Annotated in this window: 13 protein-coding genes; 1 reads left to right on the forward strand and 12 read right to left on the reverse strand. The window is 59.7% G+C overall.

Annotation, left to right across the window (positions count from 1 at the left end; genetic code table 11):
- From ACOSYY_RS14980 to ACOSYY_RS15035, 12 genes are all read right to left on the reverse strand, one after another.
- Window positions 1–203: hypothetical protein (locus ACOSYY_RS14980; protein WP_421663341.1), on the reverse strand; the 203-nt coding region annotated here is incomplete at its 3' end.
- A 158-nt stretch (window positions 204–361) separates the two neighbouring features.
- A complete protein-coding gene (locus ACOSYY_RS14985; RefSeq protein ID WP_421663342.1) occupies window positions 362–1,327 on the reverse strand; it encodes a hypothetical protein in 966 nt (321 codons plus the stop codon).
- 360 nt (window positions 1,328–1,687) lie between these two features.
- Window positions 1,688–3,112 (reverse strand): dihydrolipoyl dehydrogenase, encoded by a 1,425-nt coding sequence (locus ACOSYY_RS14990; RefSeq protein ID WP_421663343.1) that lies wholly within the window; start codon window positions 3,110–3,112, stop codon window positions 1,688–1,690.
- Between the two features lie 159 nt (window positions 3,113–3,271).
- Window positions 3,272–5,107 (reverse strand): glycoside hydrolase family 15 protein, encoded by a 1,836-nt coding sequence (locus ACOSYY_RS14995; RefSeq protein WP_421663344.1) that lies wholly within the window; start codon window positions 5,105–5,107, stop codon window positions 3,272–3,274.
- Window positions 5,108–5,341: 234 nt separating this feature from the next.
- The gene (locus ACOSYY_RS15000) at window positions 5,342–5,803 is read right to left on the reverse strand and encodes a DUF5069 domain-containing protein (protein ID WP_421663345.1); all 462 of its coding nucleotides are present in this window, start codon (window positions 5,801–5,803) and stop codon (window positions 5,342–5,344) included.
- Between the two features lie 558 nt (window positions 5,804–6,361).
- Window positions 6,362–7,300 (reverse strand): aldo/keto reductase, encoded by a 939-nt coding sequence (locus tag ACOSYY_RS15005; RefSeq protein WP_421663346.1) that lies wholly within the window; start codon window positions 7,298–7,300, stop codon window positions 6,362–6,364.
- Window positions 7,301–7,559: 259 nt separating this feature from the next.
- The gene (locus ACOSYY_RS15010) at window positions 7,560–10,409 is read right to left on the reverse strand and encodes a cation-translocating P-type ATPase (protein WP_421663347.1); all 2,850 of its coding nucleotides are present in this window, start codon (window positions 10,407–10,409) and stop codon (window positions 7,560–7,562) included.
- A gap of 318 nt (window positions 10,410–10,727) precedes the next feature.
- Window positions 10,728–10,898: a hypothetical protein gene (locus tag ACOSYY_RS15015; protein ID WP_421663349.1), complete on the reverse strand. Its 171-nt coding sequence runs from the start codon at window positions 10,896–10,898 to the stop codon at window positions 10,728–10,730.
- 131 nt (window positions 10,899–11,029) lie between these two features.
- On the reverse strand, window positions 11,030–12,700 hold the full coding sequence (locus tag ACOSYY_RS15020; protein ID WP_421663351.1) for a hypothetical protein: 1,671 nt from the start codon (window positions 12,698–12,700) through the stop codon (window positions 11,030–11,032).
- Window positions 12,697–13,719 carry an SDR family oxidoreductase gene (locus ACOSYY_RS15025; RefSeq protein ID WP_421663352.1) on the reverse strand — a complete coding sequence of 341 codons (1,023 nt, stop codon included), beginning with the start codon at window positions 13,717–13,719 and terminating at the stop codon, window positions 12,697–12,699. The genes ACOSYY_RS15020 and ACOSYY_RS15025 overlap by 4 nt, the downstream gene beginning before the upstream one ends.
- A 75-nt stretch (window positions 13,720–13,794) precedes the next feature.
- Window positions 13,795–14,796 carry a lactonase family protein gene (locus tag ACOSYY_RS15030; RefSeq protein WP_421663354.1) on the reverse strand — a complete coding sequence of 334 codons (1,002 nt, stop codon included), beginning with the start codon at window positions 14,794–14,796 and terminating at the stop codon, window positions 13,795–13,797.
- Window positions 14,797–14,883: 87 nt separating this feature from the next.
- Window positions 14,884–15,828 carry an NADP-dependent oxidoreductase gene (locus ACOSYY_RS15035; protein WP_421663356.1) on the reverse strand — a complete coding sequence of 315 codons (945 nt, stop codon included), beginning with the start codon at window positions 15,826–15,828 and terminating at the stop codon, window positions 14,884–14,886.
- A 471-nt stretch (window positions 15,829–16,299) separates the two neighbouring features.
- Between ACOSYY_RS15035 and ACOSYY_RS15040 the strand changes: the two genes are divergently transcribed.
- Window positions 16,300–16,628: Rieske 2Fe-2S domain-containing protein (locus ACOSYY_RS15040; protein WP_421663358.1), on the forward strand; the 329-nt coding region annotated here is incomplete at its 3' end.

A 16,628-nucleotide genomic window follows, 5' to 3' on the forward strand; every position in this document is an offset into this window, starting at 1 on the left:
CCCACGTAACAAGGGATGTGCCTTGCTTGCGTTTCCTTCGAAAGCTTGTGCCGCACCTCGACGGAATCTCCTTTGATCACCTCCCCCTTCTTCGGGCTCACGATCGTGAGCTGGCCGCCGCCGTGATCGTCCGCCCGACCGTCGACACCGGCTCCCAATGACAACAGGCCCACGATCAGTGACATCAGAATGATGTGAATCATGTCGCACCTCTTTGAATGATCCCCGACATCAAGCATGAAGTGATGGCGTTTCGTGCTCCTTTCGCGCATCGAAGCGCCATCACGCGGCGATTAACGATGCCGGATCACACACGTTTGTGCATGAACAGTGTTTCATGCCATGACAATCGAACGACGGGTCACGACTTCCAGAGGTTGACGACCGTTCCCTCTTCGTTCAGTTCGATGGTGATCGTCGAGCCTTCCTTGATCGGTTTGGTCTTCACTTCGAGTCGTTCGAGTGGAAATACCTTCTCGCCCTCCGGCGTCCAGAGCTTGATCTCTTTCTTGGTCTTGCCGACGTAAATCAGCTTCCCGGAAACCAGCCGATGCGCACGGGCATGGCCCTTCATGTGATGGTCGACGACCATCCCCTCCGGGTTGATCCACAACGAGATCTCGTCCCCGACCTTGATGCCGGGGGGCATGGACTTCTGATTGAGGCGATACGTGGCGGCGGGGGTCTTGACGGCAACGACACCGGACTGAATCTTGTCCACGATGCCATGCGCCGCAATATGGAAGCCGGCCTTGGTGCGCGGCTGCCTATTGAACGTCATCTCCACATTAAATCGATGCACGTCGATGACTTTGCCTTCTTCGTTGACCTCGACCGTGACAGAGCTGCCTTCCTCGATAACCGACAGCTTCGACATGCCGGTCTGCACGTCGAAGTTCTTTTCGCCTTCGGGGGTGCGCAACGTGATCTCCGTCTTGTCCGTGGAGGTGTAGGTCAGATTGCCCGTCACGAACTTATGGGCATGACTTGGATCACCCTTGCGATGCACATCGATCACGGTGTTGTTTTCGTCCACCCACATCTCGACTTCTTCCCCCACTTCGAGGCCCTGGGGAAGCACCTCGGAGGCGATTTTCATCTGGCCCCAAGGAGTCTTGATGTCGACATGAGTCGCCTGTACCTTGGCGATGACGCCGCTGATCTTCATATGAGTCGCCGCGCCTTGGTCATGACCCTCGTCGGCGAACCCATAGGGCGCAAAGAATACGCTCAATACGATCGAACCGATCAGAATCAGATTGCGCGGCAGGGCGCTTCTTCTCGAGTCGGTAATGGATCCCTGTCTCTCTCTCAATGAACCATTCACGATATGCCTCCTCCTGGGTTGATAGACGAACTCTCTTCCTTCTGTTTCAGAGGTGTTCTCTGGAACGCTCTATTTATATGACAGATCCAGCTTCCGGCTACAACCGCCGGGACGGTGAGCCGGCAATGTCCTGCGAGAAACGAAGCTGGAAGACCTTTTCAATATCCTGCTATGCTCGTTGGGAATTAGCAATTGAGGCCACGCCTTCTTCCCCAACGTCCGATCAAGATTGAAGGCGGCGCTGATCAACGCCCGGCTCGAATATTATTCACCGCTTCTTCTCTTCCGTAAACACCCGGTTATTTCCACATTGTGTCGCATGCATCCAAGTGTCTGCTTATAGATCGAAAAGTAGGCCTCTCACTCCATCATTGCGACCGCGCTGCTTTCGCACAGCGCGAGGTCGAAAGAGGAGGGTTGCGTGCGGACCTGCATGGCCAGGTTGCGCAACGCCGTGCGTAACCCCTCTTCCACCGTGGGATGATAAAAGGGCATGCGGAGCAACTCGAAGACGGTCATCTCCCGTTGGATCGCCCACGCCAAGAGATGCGCCAGATGTTCGCCATCCGGCGCCGCCAGTTCTGCTCCAAGCAGTTGCCCGCTCTGCGGCTGTCCGTACACGCGCAACAGTCCACCCTGCTGCGCCATGATCGTGGCCCGCCCTTGAGCGGCAAAGGACACGGCGCCAATGACGTGGTCCTGTTGTTGGACCTCAGCGAACGATTTTCCCACGATTGCTACCTGTGGTGTCGAAAAGACAATGTTCAACGGCACTCGTCGCTCAAAACAATGCGGATCCTCTCGGACGCTGTTATAGCCGGCGATCCGCCCCTCATCGGCTGCCTCATGCAACAACGGTCGCTCGCCGTTCACGTCTCCAGCGATAAAGATCGGCAACTGCCGCACTTGCAAGGTCGTGGGATCGTAGTTCGGAACACCGCGTTCATCGCAGGACACGCCCAGCTTATCAAGCCTTAACTGATCCAATTGCGGAGATCGGCCCAGGCTGGCGAGGACGGCCTCGGCCCGGACTGTCTGGTCCGCGCTCCGCACTTGCACGCCATCTCCGTCTGCCTCAACTTCTGCCGCGCTCCCCGTGTACAGCGGCATGTCCTGTTGCAAACGGCTGCGCATATAGGTGTTCACCTCGGGGTCGGTCAACCCTGCCACCTGATCCTGAAGATCAAAGCCGGTGACCACCACGCCCAACTGGGCGCAGGCTTGCCCCAGCTCCACGCCGATAATGCCTAATCCGACCACCGCCATGGAGGCAGGCAACGTTGGTTGCTCAAAGAACGTGTCACTGGTGAGAAGCCGGTCACCAAGCGTGCGCCAGGATATTGGGATAACAGGTGCCGATCCCGTGGCAATGATGGTTTTTTTCGTATGCACGAGTCGACCGTCGACTTCCAACACCGTGGGTTCGCAAAAATGTGCGTAGCCTTCCAGATAGCGAGGCCCCAGACCTTCGAGGCCTTTCACTACCCCATCGACGAAATAATCGCGTAGCGTGCGCACATGCGCCATGACCGTAGGCGGATCAACCTGCAGTCCCACACCATTCCGGATTCCTTCGGCGGCGAAGATATGGCGACGATAAAAGTCATGGGCCGTTTGAATGAGCGCCTTCGATGGCATGCAGCCGACACGCGCGCATGTGGTGCCTGCTGGTCCGCCATTGATGAGCAAAAAATTGTCGGTCACTTTACGCACTTCACGCAGCGCGGATAACCCGGCGGTTCCCGCGCCGAGAATGGCAACATCAACCGAACGTTCAAAAGACATTGAATCTCCGTGTTGCGATGGATCGGAAATGCGACGGTTTATCGCTGCGGCGTTGCAACCACGTTCGCCACGCCGCCGATCGGAGGCCATGGATTGCCTACCATGGTCCACTGGAAAAAACCGCAGCCGTCGTATTTTGGTGGCCAAGAGGCCGGCCAACTAATTCTTCTTCCCCAATGTCCGATCAAGATTGAAGGCGGCGCTGATCAGGGACAAGTGCGTGAAGGCTTGCGGGAAATTACCCAATGCCTCCCCGCCGTTTCCGATCTCTTCGGAATACAGTCCCACGTGGTTGGCATACCCCAACATCCGTTCGAACAGCAGGCGCGCCTCGTTACTCTTGGCGCGATCGACGCGTCCGGCTCTCGCCAGAGCTTCCACCAGCCAAAACGTGCACATATTGAAGGTGCCCTCTTTCCCATGAAGGCCGTCTTCCCCCGTTTCGCTGTCATACCGATAGACCAAGCCATCGGATACCAGTCCGCCGGATTTCGGTGAGCGCGTGATCGCCGCCAGGGTATCGAGCATCCTCGGATCGTTCGGTGAAAGAAAAAACACGAGCGGCATGATGAGATTCGAAGCGTCCAACGAGTCGCTGTCGTAATGTTGAACGAACGCCCGACGTTCGGCGTTCCATCCCCGCTGCATGATCTCCTCGTAAATCTGATCCCGAACGCGCAGCCAACGAGCGCGATCGGCGGGAAATGAGCGTTTGTCCGCCAAGCGAAGGCCGCGGTCCATCGCCACCCAACACATCAATTTGGAATACACGAATTGCCGGCGTCCGCCCCTCGTTTCCCAAATTCCTTCATCCGGCTGCTGCCAGTTGTCACAGAGCCAGTCGAGCCGGCGTCTGATCCTCGACCAGGCGTCGTAACCGATCGGCATCACATGTTTATTGTACAGATAGACGGCGTCGAGCAGTTCGCCGTAGATGTCCAGCTGCAACTGATTATACGCGCCGTTGCCGATCCGCACGGGTTTCGCCCCGCGATAGCCTTCCAAATGATCGAGTGTTTGCTCCGTCAAATCGTGACGGCCGTCGATTCCATAGACGATCTGCAGCGTTCCGTCAGCCTCGACCTCCTTGGCGCGTTCCCCCAACCATTTCAAGAAGCGGTCCGCTTCCTCGGTGAACCCGATCTTCAGGAAGCCATAGACGGTGAACGCGGCATCGCGCATCCACGTGTACCGATAGTCCCAATTACGAACGCCGCCCGGGCTTTCCGGCAAACTACAGGTCGGCGCGGCGACGATGGCGCCGGTCGGCTCGAACGTGAGGAGCTTCAAGCAGAGGGCGGAACGGTGGACCATTTCTCTCCATCGACCGGTGTACGTGCAGCGGGAAAGCCATCGGCGCCAATACTTCACGGTATGTTCGAACAATTCATCGGCCTCTCCAGACGACGGCCGAGAGCGGCAGCTTTCATCAGCTTCAATGGGCCCGAGGACGAACACCGCCGACTGCCCTTCTTGCAGGGGAAATACCGCCCGGACTCCTCGATCATCCGGCGTCAGGGGAATATCTGTCGCCAGCCCTAGACTGAGATCCGGCGAATGAAAACTGGCTCCTCGCTTCGTCACCCGCGTCTGGTGAGATGTTCGGGCATAATTGAAGGCAGGGTGACAGCGGACTTGAAACTCCATACTCCCCTGTGTCACCCGCACCCGACGGATGAGTTGATGGTGCCAAGGCGACTCCGGCGGCAGACCGGCCGGCATAAAATCCAGAATCTCCGCAACGCCGCCCGTCGCATAGAAACGCGTCACGAGCACGTTGGTATCCGGCCAGTAGAGCTGCTTTGGGGGTAAGTCCGTGCCCACGACTGTGATTTCGAACCGGCCGCCTTTCTCATCGTCGAGAATGGCCGCAAATACACTGGGTGAGTCGAAATGCGGAAGGCACAGCCAATCGATCGATCCGTTCAGGCCGACGAGCGCCGCCGTGCGCATGTTGCCGATGATGCCGTAGTCTTCGATGGGTAGATAGGCCATGATTTCATACCGGACAGATTCGGCGGCGATTCATCCGGAATCCATTCCGTCCTCCGGTCGTCTCGGCCTCTTGCGCATGCGTCACCGACACATGCCGGAGCATCCGCCGACAACCGACCTTCCGCGAAATCCTTTTGTACGGGGCATTGCCTCTATGCCTGATAGTCCTGTCCATGACCCAGGCAATGATCGACAATCAATCGATAGCATGCCCGCCCAACACAACGCCACCATCTAAAATCGTTTTTCTTCCAAGTCGTACACGTCGAACCACACATAGACCGGTCGATGATTGGGCACGCATGTGGGAATGTATTCTTCGAGATATTGCTGCGCCTGGAGACTCATATCGCTGAGCCTCATGTCGCGCAGCCGATTATTCCATTTCAGCACCTCGTCCTGGTCTTTCACCTTGGAGTGGGCGTTGATCCATCGGGCCAGGTCGTCATCGGAGTCGCCGGTCGCGACGGCTTGCTGGAATTGTTCCGGTGTGATCCCTGTAAACGCGAACCATTGGCTCGCCAAGGAACAGGGCCAATAGTTGTACTCGCCGTTCATGTTCACGAGGAATGCCCGGCACTTGTCGACGCACCGCGCCGCAATCACATAGCCGCCGAGTTTTTCCCGAGGGCTACGGGGGTACGTCTTCCGGAGATCCTTCGCCAGCTTCTTGACCTTCTCGAGATCAGTGTTCATCCTGCGCCCTCCAACACATGTATGTCATATACCCGGCAACGCCTTCGTTTGCGAATGCGCCGGCGCGCTTCGAGCCCATTTTCGACGGCATCGCCTTGTTTCCATAACACGACCTTCCTCGATACGCTTGCCCCCTTCAAGTAGCGGATCAGCGTCCTTTGCATCCACCGTGACCACAGTCACATCTGGCATTGCCGGGATTGCCCGACGCGCACTTGGGGCTACAATATGACCACTTTTCCTGAACGCGACAGCTGCACGCCGGATGTGCGCATTTATTGGTCATGGTTTCCCCTCTGAATGTGAACTTCCTTGCATCGTCTCATACCGCAGGAGGTACTATGAATGAGTCGGCGGGTATTCTTCAATAGATCCCACAGTGGGTCGCTACCGAACCTGCGCAAGTCTGCCAACTTTATCCATCCGAACCACGCATGATCTTGCGTCGAAATCCGACTCGCTCGTTCGCGTCGGTGGAGAAGTGTTGATCAGGATTCCGGTGGTGACCTCCTTCATCCCAGCGACTATCAATACCGCCTCCAATGAGCGCGACCTTCATCAAGAGCCGGAGGCCTGAGCCGCCTGCGACAAGATCGCCTCGATCTCGGCAAGCTCTGTGTCGGTCAACCGCCAGCCGGCGGCGGCAGCATTGGTTTTTACTTGTTCAGGTGATGTCGCGCCGGCAATGACCGAGGCGACCGTTGGCCGCGAGGCCAACCACGAAACGGCGAGTTCTACCAGCGTATGTCCCCGCGAATCCGCAAATCTGAGGAGCTCTTCCACCAAGAGAAGATTCTCCTCCGTGAAGGGCTCCTCGCCGAATTGAGATTGAAGCCGGCTCCCTTGGGGAGGTGGTTGGCCATGCCGATACTTGCCGGTGAGCAGACCGCTGGCCAGCGGAAAATAGGGGATGAATGCCATACCCACGCGCCTACATTCGTCCAGAACGTCACGCTCCGGATCCCGCTGCAGGAGACTGTACTCATTTTGGACGCTGACGAACCGCGCCGCGTCCGACCCCGCGGCTCCCCTCGCCGCGCGAAGCTCGTTCGCGGAGAAATTAGAGCAGCCGATCTCCCGTACCTTGCCGGCCCGCACGAGCTCATCGAGCGCGCCGAGGGTGTCTGCGATCGGCGTGGTCGGGTCCGGCTGATGCAGTTGGTAGAGATCGATACAATCGGTTCCAAGACGTCGCAGGCTGTCCTCGACCGCCCGGCGAACATAGGCCGGTTTCGCGCCGGTCCGTTGTTCATCCACCTGCATGCCGAATTTGGTAGCCAGCACGATATCGTTGCGGCGGCGTCCCAACGCGCGGCCGAGGAATTCCTCGCTTCTGGTGCCGCCATAGATGTCGGCCGTGTCGAAAAACGTGATGCCTGCATCGAGCGCGGCCTGCACCACCGCCGCCGTTCGTTCGGCATCCAGGCGTCTTCCAAAGTTATTGCATCCCAATCCCACGACCGACACGCTGAGCGATCCGATTTGCCGTGTTTCCATGTCGAGTTCTCCTTCAGGCTACCGGGCGTGGCGCTGTCGCGAGTTGACTGGTCGCCGCCCTTCCACATGTTCGTTGGACGCATCCCGAAGTCCGGGTAAGCGCCCTCTCGATTTCGCGAGACATCCAGGAGTGATGACTACCACAGCAGGAGACTCCCTGAACTCGGCCATTCCCTAGTCCGTAGCCATGAACAGATGGCAGAAGTCGCCGCGGGACGCCATTCCGGATCAGAAGGTGTCGCGGAATCCGCCGAATCGTTCAGGGGACGGGACGTCGGCTGGCATCATCGGAATACGCCCGCGAAGGAGAATGTTTTTCGCCGCTGAAGAGCTTGCTCAATTCCCGGAACCACAGCACCGAGCTTCCAACGGCCGCGCATTTCATCCAATCGCCGGCGCTCAGGCTCACCGTTGAAAATGCCTGTTGTAGGATCGGAACGTAGATTACCGCAAGCTGCAACAGGATCGACAACGCGACCGCGCCCAAGAGCCACGGGTTGGAGAACATGCCGACAAACGCGCTTCGTTCATCGGAACGGGCGTTGAACACGGTGAAGAGCGAAAAGAAAACCAGGGTATTGAATGCCATAGTCTGCGCGTACCGCATTGTACCGGTGCCTTCGATGAAGCCGCCCGGCAGGCTGGCATCCAGAATGATCAACGTTCCCAGGGCCATGATCACACCGACAAAGATGATCCCCCGCCACATGCGGCCGGTGACGACCCGTTCGTCTCGCGGCCGCGGCGCCTCCTTCATGAGCCCGGCATCGCTCGGATCCATGCCCAACGCAAGCGCAGGCGCGCCGTCGGTCACCAGGTTGAGCCATAGAATTTGCGTCGCCACGAGCGGCACGACGACGCCGCTTCCACTTTCCGTGGTCAGGCCGATCACGTCCGCCAACAACACGCCGAAGAACATGGTCATGACTTCGCCGATGTTCGAGGAAAGGAGATACCGCAGAAACTTCCGGATGTTCGAGAAGATCGACCGGCCTTCCTCCACCGCCGCGACCACGGTTGCGAAGTTGTCGTCGGCCAGGATCATGTCGGCCGCTTGCCGAGACACATCCGTTCCGCTTCTTCCCATCGCCACCCCGATGTCGGAGGTCTTCAGCGCGGGCGCGTCATTGACGCCGTCACCCGTCATCGCAACCGTGGCACCCTTGCGTTGCAACCCCTTCACGATTCGCAGTTTGTGTTCCGGGCTGACGCGTGCATAGATCGACACTTCTTGAACCGTCCGCTCGAGCGCCTCGTCGGATATGTGCTCGAGTTGCGCGCCTGTCACGGCGCGCTCGGTCGGCGTGATGCCGAGTTCCGTGGCGATGGCCACGGCGGTCTTGGGATGATCGCCCGTGATCATCATGACGCGAATGCCGGCGTTCTGCGCGAGCGCCACAGCCGGTCGCGCTTCCGTTCGCGGCGGGTCCATCATGCCGATCAATCCGAGAAAGATGAGATTCTGCTCGACACGTTGATCGACGGCCTCCGGCTTGAAACCTTCCTTTGGGAAAGACCGAAAGGCCACCGCCAGAGTCCGGAGCCCGGCGCCGGCCAACTCTTCGTTCGTCTCCCTGAGTTTTCCCCGGCGCGCGTCGGTCAAGGGCATGGTCTCTTCTCCGACGAGTTCATGTGGACAGCGCGCGAGCAGGACGTCCGGTGCTCCTTTGGTAAAGGCCACAAGGCGTTCGTGGCTGTCGGCGTCGCTGTGGATCGTACTCATCAGCTTCCGGTCGGACGAGAACGGCACTTCCGCGAGCCGGGCGAAGCGCGCGTCGAGCGCCTCTTTTTCGAGTCCGGCCTTCCGTGCCGCAACGATCAAGGCGGCTTCGGTGGGGTCGCCCTGCGCCGTCCAGCTTCCGTCGCGCTCTTGCAGCACGGCATTGTTGGCCCTATCGGCGGCGGCGAGCGCGCGAATGATCTCGGAGCGGAGCGCGCCCGAGATCTGCTCTCCGTCGTCTTGCCGGACTTCGCCTTCCGGAGCGTACCCGATGCCGCTGAAGTTCACGCCCCCGCTCGCGGTGACAAGCCGACGCACCGTCATCTCGTTCTTGGTGAGTGTGCCGGTCTTGTCGGACGCGATGACGGTCGCGGACCCGAGGGTCTCGACGGCGGCAAGCCGGCGAACGATGGCGTTCCGTTTCACCATGCGCTGGACGCCGACAGACAGCACGGCCGTGACCACCGCCGGCAGGCTTTCGGGCACTGCCGCAACCGCGAGCGCGACGCCGAAGATCAGGACATCAACGATCGTCGAGAGATCGCGGACATGCTCAACGGACAGAATCGTGCCGATCATCAGAACGGCGATCGCGATGACGACCGCGCCAAGCATCCGGCCGACACGGTCCAGCTCCTTTTGCAAGGGAGTGGTTTCCGCCGGAGCTTCCTTCAACATCATGGCAACCCGACCCATCTGGGTCCGCATGCCCGTTGCGGTGACCACCGCCCGCCCATGTCCATAGGTCGCCGCCGTGCCGCTGAAGACCATATTGTATCGATCTCCCACGCCGGCGGCCGCCTGAATGACGGCGGTATCTTTGGAAACCGGGAGGCTTTCGCCCGTCAGCGGCGCTTCCGAAGTTTGCAGCGCCGCCGAGTGAATCAATCGCGCGTCGGCTGGAATCGTATCGCCTTCCTCGACGAGGAGAATATCGCCCGGTACCACCTCATCCGCCGGGATGCGCTGCCGCTCTCCGTTTCGAATGACTCCGGCCTGTGCCGCCGACATGCGGCGCAACGCCGCCACGGCTTCTTCCGCCCGCGCCTGCTGGACGTAGCCCATAATGGCATTGAGCAGGACGACCGCGAAGATCGCCATGGCCTCGTAGGGAAGCGCCGAATCCCGCTCGTAGATCCACAGCGCCGCGGAAATCACGGTTGCCACGAGGAGCAGAATGACCAGGACATCTTGGAATTGAGCAAGGAACCTTCTCCAGCCCGGAACCGGCTGCTCGGCCGTTAATTCGTTCTTGCCGTAGGTCACGAGGCGGGCTCGCGCTTCCGTATCGCTCAAGCCGCGCTGCGGATCCGTGTTGAGCTCGACCACCACTTGGTCAGCGCTTCGGCGGTAGGGTTCGGTCGATTCATCCAGGACTGCGGCGTTCATTGTGGCTCTATACTACCGCACTACCGCTTTCGCTATCGATCATGACGACCGGTTCACAGCGCCGTGAGGGGAAACGGCACGGATTCCTGTAATCCGGCCTGGCGCGGAAAGCAGCTGCCGCCGCGCGAATCGTCTCCGCCTAGGGTCGGGAAACGGATGGACGGTACGGGAGCAATGGCGTTCCGCACCGCGATTTGGGCAAGTTCGGACGACGTGTGTGAGGGTAGAGCGGAAGGGAATCGCGTGAATATTGGGATTACGCGTCCGGAGCCGGTCGTTCACGGTGATGCCTAGCGCCGGTCGAAAACAACCGCGGCCTCATGCCTGGGTGCCTTCTCCGGCGATGAGCAGGTCATAGAATGCGGCGGTCGACGGGTTCTTCCAATCATCCGGAAAGATGTCATGGACCGGCTTGCGATCGAAGGGTCGGTCGGCAAGAAGTACGTGTCCATGGATTCCTCCTTCTTTCGGATTACTGGAAGTCGCCATGGTGTTTCAATTGCTACGAGGTCAATCGCTCCTAACACTCGACCGTATCATCGCAGCGCCATCACATTCCGGCAGTCCATCAGAATGTTTCCGATTCGGCGCGCGCCGCGTCGACACGTCGTCCAGATCGCTCATGCGTGCCCGGGACAGTGCCTGTTTCCTGCCTCAGGCACGGCGAGGAACGTAATGCTCGACGAAGGGAGTTCCACTGATCCCGCCGGGATGGGCTCGGATCGCAAAAGAGGCAGTTCTTCCGTCACCTGCAACCCTACCGGCCGTCCGTTCAACCGGACTTGCATGGCCGTTACATGCTCCGCCGTCAGTGTGTATCGCGCCGTTGGTATCGGGAGGGTGATCGTGGTCGGCGTCCTGCCGTTATTGATTGCCAACAACGCCACACCACCGGGCTGGTTGCGTAGGCAGTGGGCGTAGAGATGCAGGCCCGCCTGGATCGGGATACCCGATTCCAGCACGGTCGTGCCCATGAGCCTCCGCCAGAGCAATGCTCCCCAATAATTCGGCGTCGGCTCCAACGTCTTATCGTGGAGGAGCCCGTAGTCGCTCGCCGCCAGGGTGTTGTGTGCAACTACCTGGACATTCTGTTTCGCCAGGCGACCGAGCTGGTCAAGATAGCGGAAGACGTCCAGAAACGAGCGGGCCCACGGATTGCCCCCGCATGCGGCGTCCGCCGTTTCAGTGAGCCAGAACGGCGCTCCCGGCTGGAACTCATCACGCAACTCCTTGTAGTAGGCGAGGGTCTCGTCCGTGCGCCTGAGCCACTTCTCCGACAGCGCGGCTTCGATCGTGGTCTGCATCCCCATGGCCGCGCATCGCAGCGAGCTGGCTCCATAGTGATGATATGAGAACGCGTCCACCGCGGCCTGCCTTGATGCCGTCAGCAGGTCGCGCGTCTCCAGGATCGGCATTCCACCATAGGCCACGCCCCATGTGCCGGTCGTCTCGCCGACCGATCCCGGACCAAGGATGAGCATGTCCGGAATCTCTGTTCGAGCGAAGGAGGCAAAAATCTTGAAATCCCGTCCGAAGTCCGCCGAGGTATAGTCGTCCGGCGCTCCACCCATCGCGGCAAGGTTCGGCTCGTTCATGAACTCGGCAGCGGCGATACGGCCTCCGACCGACCCGGTGTACGCAAGAAGGCGTTCCGCCTGCTCCGTCGTCCAGGCTCCCGTGGAATCTCGTGTCCCCGCCCCATTCGCAAAAGACGTGATGATCTCGGCATCCACGGCCTTCGCAAAGTCGATGAGTCCTTTCCACTGCTTGTGGGACAAGACGCTCTTGAATCCGGCCGGCGGAGCCGATGGCGCCTGATCGGTCTCGGGGAAATAGGTCGTGTTGGCCCATGTCCCGCTCACGCGCACATAAGCCGGCCCGAGGGCCGCCGCAAGCCTGCGCAACCGTGCATCAGTGAGATCGATCGGTGGCCGGTATTGATACAGAGCCGGGTTCATTCCGGAGGGCGTGTCGTCGCTTGAAGACGACGTTCCGGAATGTATGTGTTTCGGCGACACAGAGAGCCGGAGGGCAGTATCCGGCTCCGGACCATAGGGCTTCCAGAAATTGCCCCCGGTGATCTCCAACATCTCGACGTTGTACGATTGGTATCGATCGTCGACGGTGCCGATGCGCGGCATGGTGGAAGGACTCACCATGATGGCCTGCGCCGTTGCGAGACTTTGACAGCCGATTGTCGCGACAAGGAATCCGAGCACCAATGCCACAACGCAAGCGCTGGAGAGTTTCATCGGACGATGTGTAACGGATCGATATGTGATCTTGCTCAAGGTCCCCCTGTGCCGCCCGTTGCGCCGAACACTTGCCCTGAAGAGTAGCCGGGCTCTTCGGACGCCAGCAGCACGTACAAGGAAGCCAGTTCGGCCGGCTGGCCCGGGCGTCCTCCGATCGGCTTGCCCTGTCCGAACGTCTCGACCATGCCGTCGAGCAGCCCGCCACTCACCTCGAGCGGCGTCCACACCGGTCCCGGCGCGACGGCGTTCACACGGATCCCGCGCGGGCCGAGTTGCTGAGCCAGCGCTTTAGTGAAGGACACAATCGCCGACTTCGTCTGTGCATAGTCGAGGAGATGCGCGGATGGCTCATACGCCTGGGCCGATGTGGTGTTGATGATGCACGAGCCCGGCTTGAGATGAGAAAGTGCCGCCTTTGTAATCCAAAACATCGCGTAGACGTTCGTCTTGAACGTGGCGTCAAACGACTCGGTCGTCAGGTCGAGGATTGACGCGGCAGCCTGCTGCCTGGCGGCATTGTTCACCAGAATATCGAGCCCGCCGAGCTCTCGGGCCGCTTCGTCAACCAGTGTATTGCAGAACGTCTCATTCCGAATATCTCCCGGCAGCGCCACCGCCTTCCGTCCCGTGTCCCTGATGAGCTGGACCACCTCGCGGGCGTCCGGTTCCTCAGCGGGTAAGTAGTTGATTGCCACGTCGGCTCCCTCGCGCGCGAAAGCGATCACCGCCGCCCGGCCGATTCCCGAATCGCCGCCGGTCACGAGCGCCTTGCGCCCTTCCAGCCGCCGATTCCCTTGATAGGTCGTCTCTCCATGATCCGGCCGCGGTGTCATCTTGCTTGCAAGGCCCGGCGGCTCCTGGTATTGCCGAGGGAAAGGCGGTTGTGGATACCGAGGCGGTTTCCGACTTTCGGTCGCTTTCGGCATCCGGCTCGCCGCTTCCCTATCACTCGCCTGTTGCGCCAACGCCGGCGCTGCGACGGCGGCGACAAGCCCGCCGGTGATACATCCCAACATGTGACGTCGCGAGACATTGGCTGATTCATGGCGTTCCATATGGACCTCCTTCACTCCGATTGTCCCACCGCCGACGGTGCCTTACTGGACGCCTATGCCTCGGCCTTGCCGCGCTCACTTGGACAATGGAATGATTTCGATCCAGTTCGGCCCCTGACCGACATTCACGCGGGCACGCTGCCGCAGCGCTCCCGTCCGCCCGTCGATTTCGTATGTGCTCAAGCTATTCGATTGTTCCCCGACGGCGAGAAGATATTTCCCGCCGGGGTCGATATTGAAGCCGCGCGGCTGCGCCTCGGTCGGATAGTGTCCGATGAGCGTCAGTGTGTCGTGGTTGATCCGAAATGCCGCGATGGTGCTCGAGCTGCGCTCGGAGATGTACAAACATTTTCCGTCCGGACTTATGTGGATGTCGGCGGCCCACGGTTTCTTTTTAAATCCAGGAGGCATGACCGAAATTGATCCGCGCTGGGTGAGCGTGCCTGACCGGCCGACGTCATACATGTTCACGGTGCCGTCAAGTTCGTTGGAGCAGAACGCCAGGCGGCCATCGGGGTGAAACACAAGATGGCGTGGGCCGGCGCCCTTCTTAGTTGCGACAGCCGGCGGGCTGTTCGGCGTGAGTTCCCCGCTCATCTCGGCGAAGCGATACTGTTCGATGGCATCGGCTCCCAGGGTGGGGACGAACACGAATGCATTGGATGGATCGGTCACGATACAGTGCGGATGCTTACCGGTCGAAATGACGGACTGCGGCTTTGGGTTGATCTCGCCGCGAGCTCCGACGGCGTGAACGGAAATCTTATCGCCGAAATATGACGCCCCTAAAAGGTAGCGCCCGCTCCGGTCGACGAAGAGATACGCCATCTTGTCGACCGCAGGTATGGTTTGTACCGGTCGTAGCTTGCCGGTGCTCGAATCGATGATCCAGCTGCTCACCGAAGGCGGGTCCGAGGTCAATGACGCGTACAAGTATTGGTGTCCGGGACCGGTCGCCAGGTGCATGACCTCTCCGGTAGCAGGGACGTTCCCTATCAGGCGTATCGAGCCGTCTCGCTCGTTCATCTCCAGTACCGAGATGTCACGGCTGCCGGCGTTTGCGACATAGATAATCATTGTGAATATTACGGTCCCCTAACCCATCGTCCCCCGGCCCGACATCCGCCTCCTGTGGCGAGAGCAGAAGCACTCGGGTCGTGCGCATCATCCTCGCTTGATTTGCAAGACTACCTTGCCGCGTGGCCGACCGTTTTCAACGAGTTCAAACGCTTCTTTGACCTGATCCAAAGGAAACACCTTATGGATGTGAACCTTGACGGCGCCGGTGTCCACGAGCTGAGCAAGCCGCTTCAAGACCTCGGTCGTCACATGGGTGAGCTGGCCGATCGCCATCACCCCATGTTGTTCCGCGAGTCCGGCATCAGGCTGCCCCAGCATCGTCACCAGCGTGCCCTCCTTTTTAAGGACCTTGAACGATTTCTCCGTGGTTGGGCCGCCGACCGTATCGAACACCGCGTCCAGATCATGGAATTTTTCCTCGAAGGCTTCGCTTTTGTAGTCGATCACCTCGTCCGCGCCCAACTCCTTCACGTAGGCCTTGTCCTCGGCACTCGCGGTCGTCGCCACGTGAGCGCCGATGGACTTGGCCAACTGAATGGCGACGCTGCCGATGCCGCCGGCCCCGCCATGTATGAGAATCTTCTGGCCGCGCTGAAGTTTGATGTGCTCGCCGATCGCTTGCACCGCGCTGGCCCCGACCAGCGGCAGCGCCGCCGCGTCGACAACGCCGACATTCCTCGGGGCAAGAGCCAGGGTTCCCGATTTCGCCGCGACAAATTCCGCGAAAGATCCCGATCCGCCGGATAACAGACTGGCATATCCATACACCCGGTCTCCGACTTTGAAGCCGGAAACGGACTCTCCAAGGGCGGCGACGACCCCGCAACAATCTCCGCCTAACGTCGCGGGCATGGTGAACGGCACCGCGTCTTTCATGTATCCGGTGCGGACCTTCCAATCGATGGGGTTAATGCTTGCCGCGTGCACCTCGATCAGCACCTGCTCCTTCCCAGACACGGCCTTTGGTGCGTCTTGATTCAGCTCCAAGACATTCGCGGCCCCGTATCGACTGATCTGTACGGCTTTCATGGTGTCGGTCCCCTTTCGCGTCACGCCCCGGACTTCACTTCTTCAAATTCCCGTCCAGTGCGGTTCCCGTTCGTGCAGTATCGGAAGCGTGTCTCACTCCTCGCTCGCAGTGTGAGTACGAGTAAGCTGAACCCCTCAAACGAATACCAGCTTGCGATTTCTGTCCGTGGCTCCGCACCTGTCATCTACCCTAGTTGTCGCAGCCGACATCATTTGGGAACTTCATGTTGTGACCGGTGGTTCCCGATCCTGAGATACATAATCTCGCTTAGGGGGATGCCTAGTTACCTCCGACTCACTCTCCAATACAATGCGTGCTTCTGGAAGAAAAAGAGGATGGAATTCCCGAGATGGCTCAAAGATCAAGACGGGCGATCACGCAAGCTGGAATTTCGAGGCAGGCCGGGTGTCGGTGCACTAATTATCGCCGTGCCGCCATTCAACATTCTGACAGGTGAAATCAGGTGAAATATGGAAGGCGGGAGCGGGCCGGATTTCAGCAAGGGAGTCTCGACGGATCGTCTTTCCGACGGAGGAATGCTTCTGGGACACATCGGCCAGGAGGACGTGATCCTCGCGCGCCGCGGAGGTGAATTCTTCGCGGTCGGAGCCACGTGCTCGCACTACAGCGGGCCACTCATTGAAGGATTGATGCTTGGCGACGAGTTGCGCTGCCCATGGCATCACGCCTGCTTCAGTCTTCGTACGGGAGAGGCATTGCGTGCGCCCGCGTTCGATGCCATTCCATGCTGGCGTGTCGAACGAATCGGCGAAACCGTATTTGTGCGGGAAAAGCTGTC

The organism is Nitrospira sp. BLG_2 (genome assembly GCF_049222245.1).